The organism is Nocardia pseudobrasiliensis NBRC 108224, from assembly GCF_001613105.1.
GTDB classification, from domain to species: Bacteria; Actinomycetota; Actinomycetes; order Mycobacteriales; family Mycobacteriaceae; genus Nocardia; species Nocardia pseudobrasiliensis.
In genome coordinates this window covers 102,973-125,211 of the sequence record NZ_BDBS01000038.1, presented here as the reverse complement: position 1 = coordinate 125,211, position 22,239 = coordinate 102,973, and the positions used below count along the sequence as shown (strand labels likewise).

The 22,239-nt window shown below is 68.2% G+C and carries 17 protein-coding genes and 1 pseudogene; 14 read left to right on the top strand and 4 right to left on the bottom strand.

What is annotated here, in order from left to right:
• A pseudogene (locus NP4_RS28080) lies at nt 1-380 on the bottom strand (hypothetical protein); the annotation flags it as partial.
• Between the two features lie 54 nt (nt 381-434).
• Nucleotides 435-2,030 (bottom strand): cutinase family protein, encoded by a 1,596-nt coding sequence (locus tag NP4_RS28075; protein WP_068004164.1) that lies wholly within the window; start codon nt 2,028-2,030, stop codon nt 435-437.
• A gap of 376 nt (nt 2,031-2,406) precedes the next feature.
• On the opposite strand from NP4_RS28075, the gene NP4_RS28070 reads away from it, so the two are divergent.
• Nucleotides 2,407-3,282, top strand: coding sequence for a DMT family transporter (locus NP4_RS28070; protein ID WP_068004160.1), 876 nt, complete (start codon nt 2,407-2,409; stop codon nt 3,280-3,282).
• A gap of 46 nt (nt 3,283-3,328) precedes the next feature.
• On the opposite strand, the gene NP4_RS28065 is transcribed toward NP4_RS28070, so the two are convergent.
• Nucleotides 3,329-5,620 (bottom strand): RelA/SpoT family protein, encoded by a 2,292-nt coding sequence (locus NP4_RS28065; protein WP_245997682.1) that lies wholly within the window; start codon nt 5,618-5,620, stop codon nt 3,329-3,331.
• A 1,182-nt stretch (nt 5,621-6,802) separates the two neighbouring features.
• Between NP4_RS28065 and NP4_RS28060 the strand changes: the two genes are divergently transcribed.
• The 13 genes from NP4_RS28060 to NP4_RS28000 all read left to right on the top strand — a co-directional run bounded on the left by NP4_RS28060 (nt 6,803) and on the right by NP4_RS28000 (nt 20,534).
• A complete protein-coding gene (locus NP4_RS28060; RefSeq protein WP_169813816.1) occupies nt 6,803-8,059 on the top strand; it encodes an NB-ARC domain-containing protein in 1,257 nt (418 codons plus the stop codon).
• A 131-nt stretch (nt 8,060-8,190) separates the two neighbouring features.
• Nucleotides 8,191-9,036, top strand: coding sequence for an isocitrate lyase/PEP mutase family protein (locus tag NP4_RS28055; RefSeq protein WP_068004147.1), 846 nt, complete (start codon nt 8,191-8,193; stop codon nt 9,034-9,036).
• Nucleotides 9,033-10,526 carry a peptide ABC transporter substrate-binding protein gene (locus tag NP4_RS28050; protein ID WP_068004145.1) on the top strand — a complete coding sequence of 498 codons (1,494 nt, stop codon included), beginning with the start codon at nt 9,033-9,035 and terminating at the stop codon, nt 10,524-10,526. The genes NP4_RS28055 and NP4_RS28050 overlap by 4 nt, the downstream gene beginning before the upstream one ends.
• A gap of 455 nt (nt 10,527-10,981) precedes the next feature.
• Entirely contained in the window at nt 10,982-12,286 is a 1,305-nt protein-coding gene (locus NP4_RS28045; protein ID WP_068004142.1) for a SidA/IucD/PvdA family monooxygenase, read from the top strand.
• Nucleotides 12,283-12,660 (top strand): cupin domain-containing protein, encoded by a 378-nt coding sequence (locus NP4_RS28040; protein ID WP_068004136.1) that lies wholly within the window; start codon nt 12,283-12,285, stop codon nt 12,658-12,660. The genes NP4_RS28045 and NP4_RS28040 overlap by 4 nt, the downstream gene beginning before the upstream one ends.
• On the top strand, nt 12,657-14,180 hold the full coding sequence (locus NP4_RS28035) for a class I tRNA ligase family protein (RefSeq protein ID WP_068004131.1): 1,524 nt from the start codon (nt 12,657-12,659) through the stop codon (nt 14,178-14,180). The genes NP4_RS28040 and NP4_RS28035 overlap by 4 nt, the downstream gene beginning before the upstream one ends.
• A 1-nt stretch (nt 14,181) precedes the next feature.
• Nucleotides 14,182-15,219, top strand: a complete 1,038-nt coding sequence (locus NP4_RS28030; RefSeq protein WP_068004125.1) for an NAD(P)/FAD-dependent oxidoreductase — start codon at nt 14,182-14,184, stop codon at nt 15,217-15,219.
• A gap of 29 nt (nt 15,220-15,248) precedes the next feature.
• Entirely contained in the window at nt 15,249-16,544 is a 1,296-nt protein-coding gene (locus NP4_RS28025; protein WP_068004118.1) for an ATP-grasp domain-containing protein, read from the top strand.
• Entirely contained in the window at nt 16,541-16,864 is a 324-nt protein-coding gene (locus NP4_RS28020; RefSeq protein ID WP_068004116.1) for an avidin-fold protein, read from the top strand. The genes NP4_RS28025 and NP4_RS28020 overlap by 4 nt, the downstream gene beginning before the upstream one ends.
• 67 nt (nt 16,865-16,931) lie before the next feature.
• Nucleotides 16,932-18,284, top strand: a complete 1,353-nt coding sequence (locus NP4_RS28015; protein WP_068004115.1) for an FAD-binding oxidoreductase — start codon at nt 16,932-16,934, stop codon at nt 18,282-18,284.
• The gene (locus tag NP4_RS42820) at nt 18,284-18,907 is read left to right on the top strand and encodes a flavin reductase family protein (protein WP_245997584.1); all 624 of its coding nucleotides are present in this window, start codon (nt 18,284-18,286) and stop codon (nt 18,905-18,907) included. The genes NP4_RS28015 and NP4_RS42820 overlap by 1 nt, the downstream gene beginning before the upstream one ends.
• Complete coding sequence (locus NP4_RS28005; RefSeq protein WP_082876289.1) at nt 18,904-20,085, top strand: acyl-CoA dehydrogenase family protein; 1,182 nt, start codon at nt 18,904-18,906, stop codon at nt 20,083-20,085. The genes NP4_RS42820 and NP4_RS28005 overlap by 4 nt, the downstream gene beginning before the upstream one ends.
• Before the next feature lie 119 nt (nt 20,086-20,204).
• Nucleotides 20,205-20,534, top strand: coding sequence for a YnfA family protein (locus NP4_RS28000; protein WP_373863876.1), 330 nt, complete (start codon nt 20,205-20,207; stop codon nt 20,532-20,534).
• Here NP4_RS28000 and NP4_RS27995 read toward each other — a convergent pair.
• Nucleotides 20,512-22,113, bottom strand: coding sequence for an ABC-F family ATP-binding cassette domain-containing protein (locus NP4_RS27995; RefSeq protein ID WP_068004114.1), 1,602 nt, complete (start codon nt 22,111-22,113; stop codon nt 20,512-20,514). The two genes, NP4_RS28000 and NP4_RS27995, sit on opposite strands and share 23 nt — an antisense overlap.
• Nucleotides 22,114-22,239: the final 126 nt, after the last annotated feature.

Sequence of the window (22,239 nt, the reverse complement as noted above, 5' to 3'; positions counted from 1 at the left end):
GGACCGTCGCGCCCGACGCGGCGGCGCGGGCGCGGCCGGATCCGCTCGGGTTCGGGTTCGTCCTCGTCGTCCCACGGGAAGTGCACGACCTCGCCGTCGTGGACGGGTTCGTAGTCGTCGTCGGGGCCGGGCGCGTGATCGCCGACCCAGTCGGTCCAGCCGCCGGTGAATTCGGCCCGGCGCGTGGCCGGTTCGTCGACGAAGGCGATGTCGAACGGCTCGGGTTCGGTATCGCGGATGTAGTGCGGGAAGCGCGCCGCGCCGTCGTCGGCGAAGGCGGGCTGCACCGGTGGCTCGGGCCGGGCGGACGACCCGGTCGCGACGCCCCGCGGCTCGAGCGGCGGGTACCAGCGCTGCAAGTCTTTGTACGACTTCAACATTCCCCCATTCCCGCGGAGCCAGCCACATGCAGCATCGTCGGACCCTCTCGGCGATCAGTTCGTGGAGAACGGGTAGCGGTTGTCGTCGGCGGTACCGGTCGTGGGACCGAGACCTGTCCCGAACGGAAATTGTCCCGTACCCGACGAATTCGGCGTACTCGACGCGCCGGGAGTCGGGACCGAGATTCCGCTGATCGGGCTGCTCGGAACGCCCTTCGGGGCCTGCGCCGCCGTACCGGTCGAGGCCAGGTCGCGGGCCGCCGCGGCGAACCAGTCGGCCACGAATCGCACCGGTGCGTCGCCGCGGGCATCGACGGCCGCGGTGGCGTAGGCGCCGTGTCGCTGGACAGTATCCCAGTATCGGACCCAGGTGGTGGTGTCCAACAATTCACGATTGTCGGTGATGTTCTGGACGACCGCCTGGTATGCCTGGTCGATCAGCCGCGACACCGTGGTCGGCGGCACCAATTGGGTGATCGCGCCGTTCAATTCGCTGCCCAACGTCACCAGGGCCTTCGGCGGGTCGTCCAGGGCCGCCCGGGCCAGTGCCGTCAGCGTCGCGGGATCGAGCACCGCGCGCACGATCACGCCGACCGCGTTCAATCCGATCGCCCCGACCCGCAGCAGCGCCCGCATGGGATCCGCGAGCGCCAGCGGGGACCGCGGATCGGCGGCCTCGGCGATCCGCTGGGAGATCGACTGTCCGGGTTGGTAGGACAGCGAGGCCGGGGTGCCCCCGCGCAGATCGCGATTGACGACCGTGCTCGCCGCCTTGATCGAGGTGAACGCCAGCGCCTGCGCGATCGAGGTGAGCGAGGCGACCGGATCGCCGCCGGAGAGCGTGGATTGGCCCACCACGCTGGTGACCGCGCGCAGGATCGGCGCGCCCGCGGGGGCGTCGCACGCGAGATCGCCCGCGACACAGAAGCTCGCGACGCGCCCGGTGAGCGCCCCGAAATCGACGGCCTGGTCGCGGCCGGGACCGATGCCGCCGCCGCTGGCGGGCGGCAGCGGCAATGCCCGTATCGCCGCGACCTTTTCACCCGCGGTGCCCGGCGCGGCGGCGGGTGCGGTGCGATCCGGCGCGCCCGGGAACAGCGGGGCCCCCGCGCTGCGGGTGGGATCGGCGAACAGCGCGACCGCCGCGATCCGATCCGGTGTGAGCACGCCCTGCCGGCGCCCGATCTCCTGGGCGAACATCGAGGCCACATGCGCGCCCTGCGAATAGCCGACGATCGCGAAGCGGGTCCGATCGCAGCGCTGCGCGACCTGGGCGGCCATGCCGCGCAGCCGATCCAGGCCGCCCAGGACCGATTGCGAATACGGCACGGCCCCACCGGCGACCGCGCCGCCGAAGCCGGATTCGTAGGGCACGTAGGCCCGGTCGACAAGGCCGCGTTCGGGCGCCTTGGCCAGCATGGGCAGGAAGACCGAGGAGAGCATGCCGGTATCGGTGGTGGGCGCGGCGTCCGGGGAGGATTCACCGGTGCCCTGAATGCCCAAGGCGTACAACGCCGGACAGGTGGCGAGATTGATATCGGTGGTGGGCCCCGGCTGGGCGACGACGGGCGCGGCGAGGGTGGTACCGATCGCCGTGACGGCGACTACAGCACCTGTGAATCTGCTCCAGGTTGTCCGCGCGGTCAGCACCTCTGACCCCCTAACCAGTATGCAAAAGTCCGGAGGGTCGGTGCCCTGGCGACCCGTGAAGCGATCGTCTCGAGCTTCGGTTGCCGCCGCTGTCCCGCGAGCCCCGAAACGCAATAGACCGTAACAGAATCCGGCGAACGCCGCAGTGCATCCTGCACATTGCATTCGCGCGGCCGGAAGAAACCAGGGGTCCAGGCGAACCGACCGGAATTATTGCAGTCCTCTACGTCCGATTCGGGGATGGACGGCAACTGTTGAGCGATCATAGCCGCCCCGCGGCGAAACCGCTCTCGTACAGCGAGGATTGGTGGGCACTGCGCGCGACACACCGGGTCCCGCGCGTCGGGCGACGCGACGGCACCGGCAGACTGGTTCCGTGGCCGATCTTCCTGTAGCCGCCGTGATCTGCGCATTCGTCGGTGCGGTGCTGTTCGCCGTCTCCGCCGTCGCGCAGCAGCGGGCGGCCTCCGATGTTCCCGAGGGCGAGGCGTTACTGGCCCGGTTGGTGCGCAGTCCGCGCTGGTGGGCGGGCCTGATCGGTGACGTCGGCGGGTTCGCGTTTCAAGTGGCGGCGCTGGCCCTGGGTTCGGTGCTGGTGGTGCAGCCGATCCTGGTGAGCGCGTTGATCTTCGCGCTGCCGCTGGCCGCGCACTACAGCGGGCGGCGGGTGACGCCGCCGATGTGGGCGCAGGCGATCGCGCTGGCGGCGGCGCTGGCCGTATTCCTGATCGTGGGCGATCCGACCGAGGGCAACGCCGACGCGTCGTGGCAGCGCTGGCTGCTGCCGCTGGCATTGATGTTCGGGCTGATCGCGATCGGTGTCGCCGTGGCCGGTGCGGTGCGCGCGCCGGCGGTGCGCGCGCTGCTGCTGGGGACGGCGGCCGGATTGTTGTTCGGCGTCTCCGCCGCCCTCACCCAGCAGGTGACCGAATTGTTCGGGCGCGGACCGGGCGCGGTGTTCGGCAGTTGGGAGGTCTACACGCTCGCCGGGTGCGGAATGGTCGGTTTGTATCTGCAACAGCGCGGATATCAGGTCGGACCGCTGTCGGCGTCGCTGCCCGCGTTCACCGTCGCCGAACCGCTCGGCGCGGCCGTGCTCGGCATGACCGTGCTCGACGAGCGTCTGCGCAGCGGACCGGTGGGCACGGCGTTCGTCGTGGTGGCCGTGGCGGTGATGTGCGTGGAGGCGGTGCGACTGTCCCGGGCGCAGGCCGAGATTCAGCCCGCGGAGGCGAATTCGACCGTGCCGTAGCCGATTCCGGCATCGAATCGTCGAAACATCAAGCGGGCGAACCTGTTCAGGCGGCCGAGGTCACGCGGTAGACGTCGTAGACGCCCTCGACATTGCGGACCACGTTCAGCAGATGGCCCAGATGCTTCGGGTCGCCCATCTCGAAGGTGAATTTGCTGATCGCGACCCGGTCGCCGGAGGTCATCACCGAGGCGGACAGGATGTTGACCTTCTCGTCGGCCAGCACCTTGGTGACATCCGAGAGCAGGCGGGTGCGGTCCAGGGCCTCGATCTGAATGGCCACCAGGAACATCGACGAGGGCGAGGGCGCCCACTTCACCTCGATGATCCGTTCCTGCTGGGACTGCAGCGATCCGGCGTTGGTGCAGTCGGTGCGGTGCACGCTCACCGCTCCCCCGCGCGTCACGAAGCCCATGATCTCGTCGCCCGGCACCGGCGTACAGCATTTGGCCAGCTTGGCGACCGTACCCGGGGCCCCGGGGATCTCCACGCCCGCGTCGCCGCCGGTACGCTGGCGCAGCGGCAGCGTCGAGGGCGTACTGCGTTCGGCCAGTTCGTTTTCCACGTCGCCGACGCCGCCGAGCTGGGTGACCAGCCGCTGTACGACGTGATGCGCGGACACCTGGCTCTCGCCGACGGCCGCGTAGAGCGCGGAGATATCGGTGTAGTGCAGTTCATGCGCCAACGCGGTCATCGCGTCGACGTTCATCAGGCGCTGCAGCGGGAGTCCGGTGCGGCGGACCTCCTTGCTGATCGCGTCCTTACCGGTTTCGAGCGCCTCCTCGCGGCGCTCCTTGGCGAACCACTGCCGGATCTTGGCCTTGGCGCGCGGGGAGACGACGAAGTTCTGCCAATCGCGGCTGGGTCCGGCGTTCTGGGCCTTGGAGGTGAAGATCTCGACGACCTCACCGTTTTCCAGCTGTCGTTCCAGCGCGACCAGGCGGCCGTTCACGCGCGCGCCGATGCATTTGTGTCCGACCTCGGTGTGCACGGCGTAGGCGAAATCGACCGGGGTCGACTTCTGCGGCAGCGTGATCACATCGCCCTTGGGGGTGAACACGAAGATCTCCGGCGACTTCAGATCGAAGCGCAGCGACTCCAGGAACTCCGCGGGATCCGCGGCCTCCCGCTGCCAGTCGAGCAACTGGCGCATCCAGGCCATGTCGTCGACCTCGGTGGAGTCGCTGGAGTGTTTGCCCTTGGTCTCCTTGTAGCGCCAGTGCGCGGCGATGCCGAATTCGGCGGTGCGGTGCATGTCCTGGGTGCGGATCTGCACCTCGAGCGGTTTGCCGTCCGGGCCGACGACCGTGGTGTGCAGGGACTGGTAGACACCGTAGCGCGGCTGGGCGATGTAGTCCTTGAACCGCCCGGCCATCGGCTGCCACAGCGAATGCACCACGCCGACCGCGGCGTAGCAGTCGCGCACCTCGTCGCAGAGGATGCGGATGCCGACCAGGTCGTGGATGTCGTCGAAGTCCTTACCCTTGACGATCATCTTCTGGTAGATCGACCAGTAATGCTTCGGACGGCCCTCGACGATGGCGTTGATGCGGCTCGCGGCCAGGGTGTTGACGATCTCGGCGCGGACCCTGGCCAGATAGGTGTCACGCGAGGGCGCGCGGTCGGCCACCAGGCGGACGATCTCGTCGTACTTCTTCGGGTGCAGGATCGCGAAGGCGAGGTCTTCCAGTTCCCACTTGACCGTGGCCATGCCGAGTCGATGAGCAAGGGGCGCAATGACTTCCAGCGTTTCGCGGGCCTTCTTGGCCTGCTTCTCCGGCGGCAGGAAGCGCATGGTGCGCATATTGTGCAGGCGGTCGGCGACCTTGATCACCAGCACGCGCGGATCGCGGGCCATGGCGATGATCATCTTGCGGATGGTCTCGGCCTCGGCGGCGGCGCCCAGGTTGACCTTGTCCAATTTGGTGACGCCGTCGACCAGGTGCGCGACCTCGGCGCCGAAGTCGTTGGTGAGTTCGTCGAGCGAGTAGCCGGTGTCCTCGACGGTGTCGTGCAGCAGCGCGGCCACCAGGGTGGTGGTGTCCATGCCGAGTTCGGCCAGGATATTGGCGACCGCGAGCGGGTGGGTGATGTAGGGATCGCCGGATTTGCGGAACTGGTGGGCGTGCTTCTCGTCGGCCACGTCGAAGGCCCGCTGCAGCAGTTGCAGGTTGGCCTTCGGGTACAGCTCGCGATGCACGGTGGCCAGCGGTTCGAGGACCGGCTTGACCGCGGCGATACCGCGCTGACCGGTCATCCGCCGGGCCAGGCGGGCGCGAACGCGGCGGGAGGCGGAGGTCGGCACGGCCGCGGAGGCGCCGGGCTGGCGCGGGGGCATACTGCGCGGTGTCGGCGTGGGGGCCGGGCCGCTCGGCGGCGCGGCGGGGGCGGATTGTGCGGGAGCGGGGTCGGCGGGAGCGGGCGCGGCGGGCGTCTGGGGCATGTCACTGCCAGCAGACGATTGCTCCGCATTCGCCTTCTCCAGATGCTGAGTCATGCCACCACCTCTCACCGGCTCGATCGGACCACCCTATCCGACCGCTGCAACGGCTCAGACCACCAACTTTAATCCGGTCGACCGACTCGCGTCCGCCCGTCGCCCCGCCCACAACCCCCCGAACCGTCACCTGCGGTTTCGCCGGAGTGCGACCGGAGTTTGCGGTACGGCCTCGGTAGGCCAACGAGCGAGTGGCGCGGCGTGTTCCCCAGCCCTTCGGGCGGGGAAGTAGGGAAATCACGGGCGACCGGGAGGTAGTTCCGAGGAGGACGACGCCACGCGGAGGGCCGCGCGGGCGACGGAGACGCGGCGATGAGGCGCGGAGACGGGTGGGGCATATCTACTTCGTTTGTTCCGGCGGACCCCTTTTCTTCTGTCTTGCATCTCGGGTTGGCGCTATGTCAGGGGGACAAACGCTAAAACCTGGGAGGTGTGGGGATGCGTAGATAGACAGGACCGCGGGTAACAAGTTTATTGGGTATTGCGGGTGGAGTCGGGGCGGTGTAAACGTGCGCGAGGGGCGTGAGTTCGAATGTTCTTGCAGGGGAACAGAGCCCGAACATCGGTATCACATCGAAATTACATATATGCTCATATCCAGGCCATGTCCATCGGGCTGAATCGGCCTCGACTAGGAGTTTCGTCCTATCACCCCGTGACTCGAAAAACTTTGTGTTTCACTTGATCTCGTTAACCCGCGGCCCGCGGGGAGCGATGCAGGGTTAGACACGCTGTCGACTGCCGAACCCCGCCTCGACGCCGAACGTTCACCGTCCGAACGGACGATGGCTCGGATGTGACTCGACTCGCGATGATCCTATGGGGGGACATCCAGAGACCGGGACCACACAATGGCGTCGCGGCGGAGGGTTCGGCCCAGGGCCGCAACGCGATTCAGAACAGGGGTACCGCCAGATGGGTAGACGAGAAAAACCACTCGACACTCGATCCGGGCCCCTCGCCGCCTTCGCGGGCGACCTTCGTAAACTCCGAGCGGCAGCGGGAAATCCCTCATACAGGCGCATGGCAAGCGTGGCTTTGTATTCCCCCTCGGTGTTGTCGGAGGCCGCCAGCGGTCACCGACTTCCCACGCTGCAAGTCACGCTGGCGTTTGTGCGTGCTTGTGGAGGAGATACTACCGAATGGGAACAAAGGTGGCGAGAGGTCCGCGGTATCAACGGAATCGATCCGGCCGATGAACCGGAGGATCGATATCCCGGCGATACCGGACATCCCAGACCAGCTCAGCTGCCCATCGGGCCGCACGACTTCGTCGGCCGCACAGCGGAATTGGCGGGCGCGCTGGCCGCGACCGGTCAGCTCACCGACGCCCGCGTACCGCTGGTGATCCGCGGTCCGGTCGGGATCGGGAAGACCACCTTCGCGCTGCGTTTCGCGCATCGGCTGGTCGAGCAGTTTCCCGACGGTCAGCTGTGGGCCGATATGGGCGCGGAGGATCTGGCCCCCATGGAGGTCGTGGCGGGCTTCCTGCACGCGCTCGGCGTGCCGTGGGAGCGCATTCCCGCCGACGATATGCACCGAATCGGCCTGTACCGGTCCATGCTCGCCGAGCGACGCGTGGTCGTACTGCTGGACAACGTCCGCGACGAACCGCGCGTGCGCCCGCTGCTGGCCCGCTCGACGACCAGCCAGATCCTGGTGACCAGCCGATCGCGCCTGCTCGGCCTGGACGGGGTGCGCCGCATCACCCTGGGCCCGCTGGCCCGCACCGAATCGCTGGATCTGCTGCGGCTGCTCATCGGCAGCGACCGGGTGCGCGCCGAACATACCGCCGCGCTGCGCATCGCCGAGTTCTGCGCGCATCTGCCCTTGGCCATCACCATCGCCGGACGCAAGATCGCGGCCCAGCCGGGCCGGCGGCTGAGCGAAGTGGCCGATCGACTGGATGCGGGCGTTCAGGTAGCCAATTGGTTATGGATAGGTGACATCGGGCTCGCGGATTCTGTTCTGCCTGCCTATCTTTCGTTACCGCCATTGGCAAAACACGTGGTGCATATGCTCGCCGCCGGATGCGATGAGGTGACTCCCGCCGAACTCGCTCGGACACTGCATATCTCGATCGACTCCGCCGAATACGCGATGGACAGTCTCATCGATGTCGGTCTGCTGCACCGAGTTCCGGCGCCCGAGCGCTACGCGCTGCCCGCGTTGATCGGGCGACTGGTCGCCCAGGAGACCAGTCGCTTCGCGATGCACCGCGACGTCGATACCGTCGAACTACCCGCGGTCCGCACTCCGGTGCATCCGTTCAGAGGCTGACCGGTCTGTTCTCTTTGACGTTCGATTGTTCGGAATGCGTTCGCCGCCAGGCGATTACCCTCGGAGCATCGGTACTGTTTCCGGGGATCGAACCGTATCCCGTTTCCATCGAACGCACGAGGAGTCGCAGGGTGAGTCAGCAGAACAAGGCGGAGACGTTTCGGCAGCTGCACGCCGACGGGGTGTTGGTGCTTCCCAACGCCTGGGACGCGTTGAGCGCCGCGCTCGTCGCCGAGGCGGGCGCGGCCGCCGTCGCCACCACGAGTGCGGCGGTTTCCTGGGTGGCCGGCCGCGGTGACGGGCAGAAGCTGACCCGCGAGGAGATGATCGGCCGGGTGCGCGAGATCGTCGCCGCGGTCACGGTGCCGGTGACCGCGGATGTCGAGGGCGGCTACGGTCCCACGCCCGAGGATGTGGCCGCGACCGTCGAGGCGGTCGTGGGCGCGGGCGCGGTCGGGGTGAACCTCGAGGATTCGCATCGACCGGGCGGGCCGCTGTTCGAGATCGCCGAGCAGGCCGAACGCCTGCGGGCGGCGCGGGCCGCCGCGGCGCGAGCGGGCCTGCCGCAGTTGGTGATCAACGCCCGCACCGATGTGTACCTGTTCGGCATCGGCGCGCCGGAGGGCCGCTTCGACGATGTCGTCGCGCGCGCGTCGGCCTACGCCGAGGCCGGGGCCGACAGCCTGTTCGTCCCGGGTCTGCTCGATCTGGACGCGCTCGGCGAACTGTCGCGCAAGTCCCCGCTGCCGATCAATGTCATGACCGGACCGGGCGCGCCCCGGGTCGCCGAACTGGCCGCGGCCGGTGTGCGCCGGGTCAGTCTCGGACCGGCGCTGGCGCAGTCGGCCTACGAGCGGGTGCGCGCGGCGGCGACCGAACTGCTCACCGACGGCACCTACACCTCGCTGGCCAACGGCCTGGACTTCGGGGCCGTGGAATCGTTGTTCGCCCGAACGGCCGGGGAGGCTGAGTCATGACCGGCATCATCAGCTGGAACGGCACCGAACCGGAGAATCCGCTGGTGCCCGGCGATGCGACCGAACGCGACAGCGTGAAGATCGTCAACGCCCTGTTCACCGGCCTGGTCGAATACGATCCGCGCACGGCCGAACCGCGCCGGGCGGTGGCGAGGTCGATCGACTCGGCCGATTCGCGCGTCTACACGATCACCCTGAACCCCGGGTGGACCTTCCACGACGGAACCCCGGTCACCGCCGCGAGTTTCGTCGACGCGTGGAACTACACCGCCTACGGTCCGAACAAACTCCAGGGCGCGTCGTACCTGTCGCATATCGACGGTTACGAGGCGACCCAGAGCGGAGCGACGGACAAGCTCTCGGGACTGCGGGTGATCGACGACGCCACCTTCGAGGTGACGCTGTCGGCGCCGTTCTCAGCGTTCGTGACCCAGCTCGGTTACGCGGCGTTCTTCCCGCTGCCGCAGAGCTTCTTCGCCGATCGTGCGGCATTCGAGGCACATCCGATCGGCAACGGTCCCTTCGCCTTCGAATCGCATGTGCCCCAGCAGCACATCGTGCTGAAGCGCTACGACGCCTATGTCGGGGCGCGCACGCCGCGCGTGGCGGGCGTGGAGTTCCGGTTCTACAAGATGCTCGAGGACGCCTACGCCGACGTCGTCGCCAACAAGCTCGACTACCTCGACTTCGTTCCGGCCGACGCACTCGACGGCGGTCGCTACAAGCAGGAGCTGGCCGGGCGCTACGTCTCTCAGCCGTATATGGGCGTGCAGTCGATCTCGTTCCCGCTCTACGATTCTCGCTTCGCCGATCCGCGCCTGCGCCAGGCGCTGTCGATGGCCATCGATCGGCAGTACGTGATCGACAAGGCCTTCGACGGGGACAAGATGCTGCCCGACGGGCTGGTGCCGCCCATCGTGCCCGGTTACGGCGGCGACGCGGCCGGGGAGCTGTGCACCTACAACCCGGCCAGGGCCAAGGAGCTGTTCGACGCCTCCGGCTTCGAGGGCCCGATCGAACTGGCCTCCAACGACGATTCGGCCAACCAGGTCTGGATCGACGCGGCCTGCGAAACGATCACCGCAGCACTGGGAGTCGAGGCCAAATACGCCCCGATTCCGACGTTCGGGCAGTTCCGCAAGCTGATCAACGAGCAGAAGATGACGACCGTCTTCCGGTCGGGCTGGGTCGCGGACTATCCGTCGATCGAGAACTTCCTCAACCCGATCTTCCGCACGGGCGCGGCGGTCAACGGCTCCGGATACTCCAGTCCGGAGGTCGACGACCTGCTGGCGCGGGCCGATGCGGCGCCGTCGGAACAGGAGGGCTGGGCGCTGTATCAGGAGGCGGAAAAGCGCATCCTGCAGGACATGCCCGCGATTCCGCTGTGGTACCAGAAGGTGGAGTCGGGTTGGTCGACCCGCACGAAGAACGTCACCGTGACCCAGCTGCTGCAGCTGGATCTGTTCGATGTGACCGTCGAGGACTGACCTACTCGGCAACCGCCCCGTCGACGCGGCCGGAAACGGCTGCGGCGGCGGGGCTTTCGCATGTCCGCACCCGGCATTGTTCGTCGCTTTTGTCCGCGCTGGTCACGGGCCTCGCACGGGAGCGCCGCCTGCGGCGGCCGGATCGTTAGCCGTGAATAGTTCCGACCGGCCCTGTCCTGCGCGCGGGCTCCACAACCCGGATAGTTCCGATGCCCCCGGACGTTATCGTGATCGGCAGAATGCAGACAACCGGCCCCATATCCCGATGGCCGATGATTCGCCGCACTCCTTGCCTCCCAGTCATATTGGCCGCATCAGCGGGTATTCGGTGACAGCTTGCCGATCCCGACGATCGGTTGATGTTCGGTACGCACAGAATCTTTCGACCAACGCGCCGACGGAATTGACTGTGTCACAGCGTTATCCGAGCCCTACCAAGACTCAGGTGGAACACTGTGACCGCATATGACGTCGACGTCCTAGCCATCGGTGCGGGACCGGCCAATCTGGCCCTGGCCATCGCCCTGGAGGAATCCGGGGATGTGGCCCTCGCCCAGAACACCTTGATCCTCGAGCAGCACCCCGACGTGAAGTGGCAGCGCAATCTGCTGCTGCCCTGGGCCCGCAGCCAGGTCTCGTTCCTCAAGGATCTGGTGACCCTGCGTAATCCGCGCAGCCGCTTCACCTTTCTCAACTTCCTGCATGAGCGTCGTCGCCTCGACGAATTCGTCAACCTGGCCACCTTCAATCCCTACCGGCAGGAGCTGTCGGACTACCAGGCGTGGGTGGCCCACTCGCTCGAGTATGTGAAGGTGCGCTACAACGCCCGCGTGGAGCGGGTGGAGCCGCGCCGCGGCGCCGACCGGCGGATCGTGGGCTGGACGGTATATCTGACCAGCGGCGACCGGATCGCCTGTCGCGACCTGGTTTTCGGCACCGGACGCGATGCGCGCATCCCGGCCGAATTCGCGGGGCTGCCGACCGACAAGGTCATCCACAGCACCCAGTACGCCACCCGCATCGCCGAAATCGTGGCCGAGGGCCGCGAGGTGACCCGGCCGGTGGTGATCGGCGGGGCGCAGAGCGCGGCCGAGATGTTCATGTCGGTGCACAGCGATCTGCCCGGTTGCCGCCCGACGATGATCATGCGGTCGATCGGCCTGCAGAACTACCAGACGAGCAAATTCGTCAACGAGCTGTTCTATCCGTCCTTCGTCGACGAGTTCTATTATTGCGACGCCGAGGCCCGGCGGCGCATCCTCGACGAGGTCCATCTCACCAACTACGCGGGTCTGGCCCCGCCGTTCCTGGACGAGCTGTACTCGATGCTCTACCAGCAAAAGCTCTACGGCCATCAGCGTTCCCGCGTCATCCCGATGACCGATGTGGTGGGCGCGCAGGCCGACGGCGACGAGATTGTGCTGTCGCTGCGCGATCTGCGCAGCGGCCAGATCGATGAGCTGCGTTCGGATCTGGTGCTGCTGGGCACCGGCTATCAGCCGGAGATGCCCGCGATGGTCCGTGATCTGGGCGACCGCATCGGCGTCAGCACGATCGAGGTGAGCCGCCGCTACCGCTGGGATATCGGCGAACACGCCTGGGGCGCGGTGTATCTGCAGGGTATGAACGAGGCCACGCACGGCATCTCCGACACCCTGATCAGTGTGCTGGCCAACCGGTCGCAGGACATCGTCGACGATCTGGTCGATCGGCGCGCCGAACTCGGCGAGCGGCCCGTGGCCGAGGTGCGCACGGCATGAGAGAGTTCGAGATCCGCGGTCTCGACCGCGAGAATCTGGAGGTCGCCTACGGCGTGGCCTCGCAGCGGCTGCTGCCGTGGGAACTGCTCAACGCTCCCTTCGAGGGCGCGTGGTGCGTTCTGAGCCCCGGCCAGGCCTCCGATCCGCATTCCCATCACGAGTACGAGCTGTTCATCGCGATGAAGGGCCGGGCCGTCCTCGAGGAGGACGGCGTGCGGCGCGATTTCGTCGCGGGCGATCTGGCCCACCATCAGCCCGGCACCTACCACTACGTGCACAACGTGGGCGACGAGGACTTCGAGTGGTACGCCATCTGGTGGGACACCGACATGTCCGATCGGTTCCTCGCTCGCCACGAGCAGGAGCAGTCATGACCGGTCCCACCATCATCATCTCCCCCGCGCCGACCGCCAACGGCGATCTGCACCTGGGGCATATCGCGGGTCCGTTCCTGGCCGCGGACGTCTACGCCCGCTACGCCCGCGCCACCGGCCGCACCGTGGTGTTCGGCACCGGCGTCCAGGACACCTCGACCTTCGTGGTCACCACCGCGCGACGCCTGGGCACGACGCCCGAGGCGCTGGTGCGCCGCTCGGCCAAGGAGGTCGAGGCCACCCTCGGTGCGCTGGGCATCGGTGTGGACGGGTTCACCGGCTGGGAGGAACGGTTCACCTCGTTCGTGGGGCGCGTGGTGACGCAGCTGCGCGATTCGGGCCGATTGAAGTTGCGGGACATGAAGTTCCCGTACGCGGTGCGCACCGGGGAGTACCTCGTCGACGGACACGTCGCGGGGGTGTGCCCGATCTGCCTGGCCGACAGCTGCGGTGGACTGTGCGAGACCTGCGGGCATCCGGTCGCGGCCGCCGATCTGCTGGATCCGTTCTCCACCCGGGATCCCGACGAGCCCATCGAATTCCGCACCGCCGAGGTGCTGGTACTGCCCGCCGAGGAGTACCGGGGTCGGCTGCGGGCGCATTTCGACCGCATCTCCGGTTCGCTGCGGCCGCGCGCGGCCCAGGTCATCGACGAGATCCTGGCCAAGCCGCTGCCGGAGTTCCCGGTCACCTATCCGCTGTCGTGGGGTATCCCCGCGCCCGGACTGCCCGGCCAGGTGATCAATCCGAACGCCGAACCGGTGGCCTGGACCATGTACTGCTCCATGCTGGCCGCCGAACAGGCCGGACTCGCGCCGAGCGCCGAGGACGAACTGTGGCGGCGCGAGGCGGGCACCGAGATCGTGTACTTCCTCGGCGTGGACAACGTTCACCCGTTCGCGATCTCCGGTCTGGCGATGCTGCTGGCCTTCGGCACGGACTATCCGCTGCCGACCCGCTTCCTCACCAACGAGTTCTACGAGCTGAACCGGGAGAAGTTCTCCACCAGCCGTGGACATCTGGTGTGGGGCCGCGATCTGGCCGAGCAGGTGCCGCGCGATCTGATCCGCTTCCACCTGGCCTGTGACAGCCCGGAGTTCCAGCGCACCAGCTTCAATCGCGAGGAGTTGGACCGGCTGACCCGAATCCGGTTGGTGGAACCGTGGAATCGGATCGCCGAGCGGGTGGAACCATATGTCGGCGGCGGGCCGCTGCCGGTGACCGGGCGCTCGCGCACCTCGGCGGTGCGCATTCTGGACCGGTTCCGCTCGGCCTACGAGCTGCCCCGGTTCAGCCTGAGCCGGGCCGCGGCCATCCTCACCCAGCAGTTGGAGCGGCTCGACCGCGCCGAACTCACCGACGGGGATCTGTGTCACGAGGCGGAAGTGCTGTTGCGCTGCGCCGCACCGATTCTCATCGATCTGGGTGCGGCGCTACCGGAGCGCTCACTGGTCGGCATCGCGGTGCGCGACACCGTGACGCCGATCTCGCTGCCCCGTCTGATCACCACGGAGGGTTGAGATGGGCTCGGTCGTCATCGCCGGCGCCGGCATCACCGGACTGGTCACCGCCATCCGGTGTGTGCGCGCCGGGCATCGGGTCACCGTGATCGATCGCGGTCCCGTGCCCAATCACGGGTCGAGCTCATTCGACCAGCATCGGGCGCTGCGCGCGCTGACGACCGAGAACAGCGGCGCCGCAACGGATCTGCATCAGCGATGGATGCAGCTGCAGCAATTGCTCGGCGGCCGGTTCTACCGGCGGGTGGGTGTGGTCAGCGGCTGGTCCGCCGACCGCGTCGACACCGCCGCGGCGGCCGCCGCGCGGTCCGGGATGCGGATCGCGATCCTTGATCCGAACCGGTTGCCGCACATCGTCTTTCCGGACGGATATGTGGGCGTGCACGAACTCGACGCGGGCGTGCTGCTGGCCGAACGGGTGCTGCACGCCGCGGTCCGCTGGCTGCGCCGCCATCCGGCGGTCACGCTGCGACCGTGGACCGAGGTCGTGGAGGTCGACACCGACGGCGCGCGGCTGCGCCTGGCCGACAAGTCCTGGGTCGCGGGCGATTTCGTACTCGTCGCGGCGGGCGCCTGGACCCGGGATCTGGTACCCACCGCGACCGAGATCCACCGCCAGACCATCGTCTACGCGCGGCCGCCGCAGGAATGGGCGAACTGGTGGGAGCAGGCGCCCACCGCGGGCGGGGTCGGCGACGACGGCACCGGCTGGCTGCTGCCGCCCGGTGACGGGACCCTGCTCAAGCTCAGCGCCACCGGTATGTGCCGCACGGTGAGACATCTGGCCGAGGACGACGAACTCGACCGGGCCGCCGCGGATCGCTGCCGGGAACGTCTGCTCACCGCACCGCACCGCTATCCCGTTGTCGCCGTGCGACATTGCCACTACACCGTCGACGCACGCACCGGCGGCGCGGACCTGGAACAGGTCGGTCCCGCGGTCTGGGCGCGGGCGGCCGTCGGCGGCGACGGCTTCCGCACCGCGCCCCTGGTCGCCGACCGCATCGCCGAACTCGCGGCCACCGCCGTGGCCGCCTAGCCGAAACGCCGTACAGGAGAAGGAAGATCATGACCACCAACGACGCCCTGCTGGCCATCGGCAGCGGATTGCAGCTGTACCGCGAGTATCTCGTCCGCTCGCTGCACGCCCGGGCCCGCGCGCACGGCCTGGATCTGGTGCTGCTGAACAATATCGAGCCCACCTGGCAGCGTGAGTACTTCGACGAGTTCGCCGTCGCCAACCTGTTCGACCACGAGATCCTGGCCGAGCGCGGTCGCGAGATCGCCAAGCGCCGACGCATCGTCGGACTCATGTGCTGGGACGAGCCGCTGGTTCAGCCCGCGGCCGATCTGGCCGAGGAGTTGGGCGTGCCCGGGCTGAGCTCGCAGGGCGTACGGGGCTGCCGGGACAAGAACCACACCCGCTCGGTGCTCACCGCGGCCGGCATGCTGCAGCCGAAATTCGAGCTGACCCACAATGTCGAGCAGGCCCGCGCGGCCGCGGCGCGGATCGGCTACCCGGTGGTGGTCAAGCCGCAGGCGCTGGGCGCGAGCATGGGTGTGGTGCTGGCCGCGAACGAGGGCGAGCTCGACGCCGCCTTCGGCATCGCGGCCGGGGCCAGCACCATCGGCGACGAGCCGTTCAAAGGCACGGCCCTGGTCGAGGAGTTCGCGATCGGACCCGAGATCAGCATCGACGCGGCCGTCTACAAGGGCGAGTACACGCCGATGTTCCTGGCCCGCAAACGCACCGGACTGGAACCGTATTTCGAAGAGGTCGGGCATATCGTCGACGCTGACGACCCGTTGCTGCGCGACGAGGCGCTGATCGGGACTCTCGCCCGGGCTCATCGGGAATTGGGGGTGGACAACGGCATCACCCACAGCGAGGTGCGCCTCACCGAGCGCGGCCCGTTGATCATCGAGATCAACGGGCGCCTCGGCGGCGATCTGATTCCCTTCCTGGGCAAGACCGCGACCGGCATCGACCCGGGCGAGGTGCTGGTCGACATCGCCAGCGGCCGTCGCCCCACCCTGACCCCGACCCGCAGCGCGGTGGCGGGCATCCGCTTCGGTTATCCGGATCGCGACCGCAAGGTGCGTTCGGTGACCGTTCCCCAGCACGCGCCCGGTCTGGTGACCGCGGCGGCCATGGTCGAACCCGGCGACAAGTTGCGGCTGCCGCCCGGCGGCTACATCGCGCGGCATTCGTTCGTGGTGTGCGAGGCGTCGGATCCGCGCCGCTGTGACGAATTGCTCGACGCCGCGGCCGATCTCGTCGTCCTCGACGGTGAGCCGCTCGACCCGCTGCCCGAGGGTGAGACCTTCACCCTGCCCCACGGACTCCTGGACGCAGACGAATGATCAATTACGAGGGCCGCCGCTTCCGCAACCCCGAGGCCGATGACGGCGTGGTCGCCCGCTACCACCAGAGCGGGGATCTGGTGTGGGCGCACTTCTCCGGCGGCAAGGTCCGCCGCGGCGCGGTGAACGGCACGGTCGACGCCGCCGGGGTGCTGCGACTGGTCTACACCATGGTGCTCGTCGACGGCGAGATCATCACCGGATTCACCCGCACCACACCCGAACACAGCCCCGAGGGCGTGCTGCGGCTGCGCGAGGAGTGGGAACGCTACGGGCCCAATGGTTCTGCCGGGATCTCCTATTTGGAGGAGGTCAGGTGAGCGAGCGAACAATAGGCACAGCCGGGTGCCCGGTCATGACGGAGCCGAGCGCCAGCGAGGCGGAGTCATGAACGGGCTACAGGAGCTCGTGGGCGGCCGCCTGCGGTATCCGGGTGATCCCGGATTCGAGGCGGCCACCGCCCCGTTCAACAAGCGCTACGCCGATGTGCGGCCCAGCGCGGCGCTGTCGGTGCGCGATGTCGCCGATGTGCGCACGGCGGTGCGCTGGGCGCGCGAGTCCGGGGAGTCGCTGGTCGTGCGCGGCGGCGGGCACAGCTACGCCGGATTCTCCACCGGCACCGGGCTGGTGCTGGATCTGCGGGCGCTCGACACGATCTCCGTCGACGCCGACGCCGGGCGGATCACCGTCGGCGGCGGCACCCGCGGCGGCGCGATCTACGAGGTCCTCGAGCAGTACGATCTCGCCATCCCGCTGGGGAATTCGAATGAGGTCGGCATCGGCGGCCTCACCCTCGGCGGCGGCGTATCGGTGGTCTCGCGGGCCTTCGGGCTGACCGCCGACACGCTGGTGGAAACCGAGATCGTGCTCGCCGACGGCACCCTGGTCCGCTGTAACGCCACCGAGAACGCCGACCTGTTCTGGGCGTGTCGCGGCGGCGGTGGCGGCAATTTCGGGGTGAACACCTCGTTCACCTTCCAGGCCTGCGAGCCGGTGCCCAGTTCCACCTGCCTGCTGCTGTGGGATTGGCCGCACGCCCGCGAGGTGCTCGCGATCATGCAGGAGGTCATGGCGGCGGCACCCGATGAGTTCTCCGCCCGGATCGGCGTCAGCCGCGCCGGCGACAGTCTCGGCACGGTGTCGGTGATCGGCCAGCATCTCGGTCCCGCAAGCGAATTGCGCGATCTGCTGGCGCCCGCCATCGCCACCGCCGCGCCGCGGCACTGCGATATCTCCGACATGTCGTACTGGGATGCCAAGGAGTTCCTGCATCACGAGACCTCCGGGGATCCGTTCGCCGTGCGCACCCGCACCACGCCGAAACCGTTGACCGAGGCCGGGATCGAGACGATCATCGCGGCGCTCGATCGCTGGCCCGGCAGCGCCAATCCGGACGGCGCGGGGGTGGCGCTGTTCACCTGGGGCGGCGCGATCAATCGGGTCCCGGTGTCGGACACCGCGTTTCCGCATCGCGATGTGCTGTTCCTGATCTCCATGGACACCTCGTGGAGCATGACCGATCCGTCCCGGACGGTGTGGACCAATCTGGAATGGCTCGACGGGCTGCACGGTGAGATGGGCGCGCACGCCGCCGACGCGGCGTATGTCAATTTCACCGATCCGTCGCTGACCGGTTGGCGCTCGGCCTATTACGGGCCGAACTACCTGCGCCTGTCCGATATCAAACACCGCTACGACCCCGACGGCGTCTTCGACTTCTGCCAGGCGGTGGGATCGTGATGACCCTGTCGCAGCGCGCGGGCGAGCAGTTCGTGGAGCCCGCGGTGGCCTGGTCGGAGTCCGAATTGGACTGGGCCGAACCGAGTTCCGCTGCACCGGTGCTGCGACCGGCCGGTGCTCGGGCGGAGATCGACCTGCGCGGCGCCATGCGCAACTTCGTGACGGGGGTGGCCGTGGTCACCACCCATCGCGACGGCGCGCACGACGCCGTGACGGTCAATTCGCTGGTCTCGCTGTCGCTGGAACCGCCGCTGGTGGCGATCTCGCTGCGGCGCGACTCACGATTCGGCGCGGATCTGCTGGCCACCAGGGAATGGAACGTCTGCATTCTGCACGGCGAATCCGCCACGGTCGCGGGCTCGTTCGCGCGCGATCGCGAGACCCGCACCGCGGCCCTGGCCGCCCTGCCCACCCGGCCCGGCGTCCGCACCGGCGCGCTGCTGCTCGACGCGCCGGGCTGGCTGGAATGCGTACTCGATCGCACCTACGAGGTCGGCGACCACACCCTGTTCATCGGGGCGGTGGTCGCGGCCGGCACCGACGAGCCGGGCGCGCGACTGCTGTTCGCCAACGGCCGTTTTCACGTTTTCGACCACTCCCCCCGCCCAGGAGGCACCCCGTGACCATCGTCGACGAACCCCGTCTCACCGAGCGCGGCCCCGCGGCCGCGGAGATTCTGGCCCGCGCCCAGGCGATCGCGCCGATCGTGCGCGAGCGCGCGGAGGAGATCGAGCGGCTGCGCCGCATGCCCGACGATATCGTCGAACTGCTGCGCGATGCCGGTGTGTTCCGTATGGGCTTCGCGAAGTCCTGGGGCGGACCGGAACTCAACTCGGTCGAGCAGACCGAGGTGATCGAGGCGCTGGCCTACGGCGACGCCTCGGTGGGCTGGTGCGCCATGATCGGTTCGGATACCGGCCTGTACGCCAACTTCCTCGCCGAACCCGTTGCGCGGGAGATGTTTCCGAGCCTGGACATGGCCACGGCCGGACTGCTGTTCCCGGTCGGCCACGCCGAGATCGTGCCCGGCGGCTATCGCCTGACCGGTCGCTGGCAGTTCGGCAGCGGTATCAACCACGCCGACTGGGTCGTCTCGGGCGCGTTCATCTTCCGCGACGGCAAGCCCGAACCGGACGAGTTCGGCAACCACGACTCGCGGCTGATGATGGTGCCGCGCGATCAGGTCGAGGTGCTCGACACCTGGTACACCACCGGCCTGGCGGGCAGCGGCAGCTCGGACTACACCATCACCGACGTATTCGTCCCGGCCGAGCACAGCCTGGTGTTCTCCGAGGTGCACGTCGCGGCCGGACCGCTGGCCCAGCCCGAGGTGCATATGCGCAATATGCCGGGTGTGCCGCTGGGCGTGGCCCGCGCCGCACTGGACTACGTGCGCACCGAATCCGCCGCGCGCGCCGACGATTACCGGCTGCAGGTCACCCTCGCCGAATGCGAGGCCGACTTCCACGCCACCCGGTCCGGGGTGTACACCGCGATGCGCCGGGAGTGGGAAGTCCTGTCCGCCGGCGGCACTCTCGACGACCTGACCCCGGAAGAACGTGCCGCGCTGCCCCTTTCGCGCGTACACGCCTTCCGAACGGCGCGTTCGATAGTGTTGCGGCTCTACGATCTGCGCCAAACCTCCTCGATCTACAAACCGTCCCCCCTGGACCGCTGGCTGCGCGACACCACAACGATGTGCCAGCACGTCGTAGCCCAGGACCGCATCCTCCAATCAGCGGGCGCCCACCTCACCGGCGGCACCCCCAGCTTCCGCCTAGCCCTCGGCCTCACCAGCTGACCCCCACCCCGCGATCTCCGAACGCCGCACCCTTTCTGCCCCTTCGCACCCGTTCCAGCTGCCCGCAACGGGTGCGAGGCGCGGGAAAGGGTGCGGCGATTGGGTACGGTTTGCGGGTGTTGATTGCTCGCTCGTTGCTGTTGTTCGGATTGGCCGCGCTCGCCGAGATCGGCGGTGCGTGGCTGATCTGGCAGGGGTGGCGCGAACACCGCGGGGTGGTGTGGATCGCCGCGGGCATCATCGCCCTGGGCGCCTACGGGTTCGTCGCCACCTTCCAGCCGGATCCCAACTTCGGTCGCATCCTCGCGGCCTACGGGGGCATCTTCGTCGCCGGATCCCTGGCCTGGGGCATGGCCGTGGACGGATTCCGGCCCGACCGCTACGACGTGCTCGGCGCGCTGATCTGCCTCGCCGGCGTGGGCGTCATCATGTACGCGCCTCGTCGCTGAGATCGATCAGGCCGTCCGCGGTGAGCTCGAGTCGCCGGGTCACCCCGATCTCGTCGAGGAACCGCTGATCGTGGCTGACCACGATGAGCGCGCCCTCGAAACCCGCCAGCGCCTCGGTGAGATGACGCAGGCTGGGCAGATCGAGATTGTTGGTCGGCTCGTCGAGCAGCAGCAGCCGCGGCGCCGGATCGGCGAGCAGCAGCATCGCCAGCGCCGCACGCAACCGCTCACCTCCCGACAGCGCGCCCGCCGCCACATCGGCGTCGGCGCCACGGAACAGGAACCGGGCCAGCTGCGCTCGTACCTGCTCGGCCGAGGCGTGCGGCGTTGCGGCCGAGACGTTCTCGAACACCGAGCGGTTCTCGTCGAAGATGTTCAGCCGCTGCGGCAGCAGCCGCCACGGCACCTTCGGCGACTCGGCGACGATGGCCCGCAGCAGCGTGGTCTTGCCCGCACCGTTGCGGCCGGTGAGCGCGATCCGTTCCGGACCGGTCACCGTCAGCGACACCACCGGCCCGTTGGCCAGCTCCACCTCGTCCAGGTCGATGACGTCCTGCCCCGGATAGAGCCGGGTGCCGGGCAGATCCACGCGGATCTCGCGGTCGTCGCGCAGCAGTTCCTGCGCCTGGGCGAGGGTCTCCTTGGCCTCCTCCACCTTCGCGATATGGCTGTTGCGCAGTTTGCCCGCCGAGACCTCGGCCTCGCGTTTGCGCTGTCCCATAACGATTTTCGGCTCGCGCTTCTGCTCGTACATCTTCTGCCCGTACCGCTTGCGGCGGTCGATCTTGATGCGGGCGTCGACCAGTTCGCGCGACTGCTTGCGCACATCGCTGCGCGCGTCGCGGATGGCCGCCCGGGCGGCCTCCTGCTCGGCCTCGATGATCGCCTGGTAATCGTCGAAATTGCCGCCGAACGAACGGATCTCACCGCCGCGCAGTTCGGCGACGGTGGTGACCCGGGCGAGCAGTTCGCGATCGTGGCTGACGGTGAGCACCGTGCCCGGGAACTGACCGACCACCTCGTAGAGTCGCGCACGCGCGGCGGTGTCGAGATTGTTGGTCGGCTCGTCCAGCAGCAGCACATCCGGTTCGGCCAGCAGCTCGGCCACCAGGCCCAGCAGTACGGTCTCGCCGCCGGACAGGGTGTCCAGCCGCCGATCCAGTTGTGCCACATCACCGGCCAGATAGTGCAGTCCGAGCCGCCCGAGCAATGCCACGGCCTGCTCCTCGACATCCCAACGGCTACCGACGATTTCGAAGTCGGACTCGTCGCCCTCACCGGATTCGATGCGATGCAACGCCTTTCGGACCTCGGCGATCCCGAGTACCGCGTCGACCCGCTGACCCGCGGCCAGGCCGAGATCCTGGCGCAGATATCCGAGCCGCCCCGGGACGGTGATCGAGCCGCGGGTGGGCCGCAGCTCACCGGCGATCAGCCGAAACAGCGTGGACTTACCCGCACCGTTGCTGCCGACCAGACCGATATGCCCGGGTCCGAGCACCGCGTCGAGGCCGTCGAAGACGGGAGTGCCGTCGGGCCATGCGAAGGTGAGATCGGAAATAGCGAAAGTAATAGACATGTGCGTGCTCCTGGAGGTGGCAAAGGATGCGGCGCGCGAAAGCGAGCCACTCGGGGCTACCTCAGAACAGCAACGGCACGTCTCCGATCAACGGGGATAAGACTCGAAATAAGTTAGCGGACGAAA

Coding starts and splice junctions, on each gene's coding strand:
- NP4_RS28065 (WP_245997682.1), bottom strand. CDS start 5,620: ATGCCCCCGCGCCAGCCCGGCGCCTCCGCGGCCGTGCCGACCTCCGCC.
- NP4_RS28060 (WP_169813816.1), top strand. CDS start 6,803: ATGGCAAGCGTGGCTTTGTATTCCCCCTCGGTGTTGTCGGAGGCCGCC.
- NP4_RS28050 (WP_068004145.1), top strand. CDS start 9,033: ATGACCGGCATCATCAGCTGGAACGGCACCGAACCGGAGAATCCGCTG.
- NP4_RS28040 (WP_068004136.1), top strand. CDS start 12,283: ATGAGAGAGTTCGAGATCCGCGGTCTCGACCGCGAGAATCTGGAGGTC.
- NP4_RS28035 (WP_068004131.1), top strand. CDS start 12,657: ATGACCGGTCCCACCATCATCATCTCCCCCGCGCCGACCGCCAACGGC.
- NP4_RS28030 (WP_068004125.1), top strand. CDS start 14,182: ATGGGCTCGGTCGTCATCGCCGGCGCCGGCATCACCGGACTGGTCACC.
- NP4_RS28025 (WP_068004118.1), top strand. CDS start 15,249: ATGACCACCAACGACGCCCTGCTGGCCATCGGCAGCGGATTGCAGCTG.
- NP4_RS28020 (WP_068004116.1), top strand. CDS start 16,541: ATGATCAATTACGAGGGCCGCCGCTTCCGCAACCCCGAGGCCGATGAC.
- NP4_RS28015 (WP_068004115.1), top strand. CDS start 16,932: ATGAACGGGCTACAGGAGCTCGTGGGCGGCCGCCTGCGGTATCCGGGT.
- NP4_RS42820 (WP_245997584.1), top strand. CDS start 18,284: ATGACCCTGTCGCAGCGCGCGGGCGAGCAGTTCGTGGAGCCCGCGGTG.
- NP4_RS27995 (WP_068004114.1), bottom strand. CDS start 22,113: ATGTCTATTACTTTCGCTATTTCCGATCTCACCTTCGCATGGCCCGAC.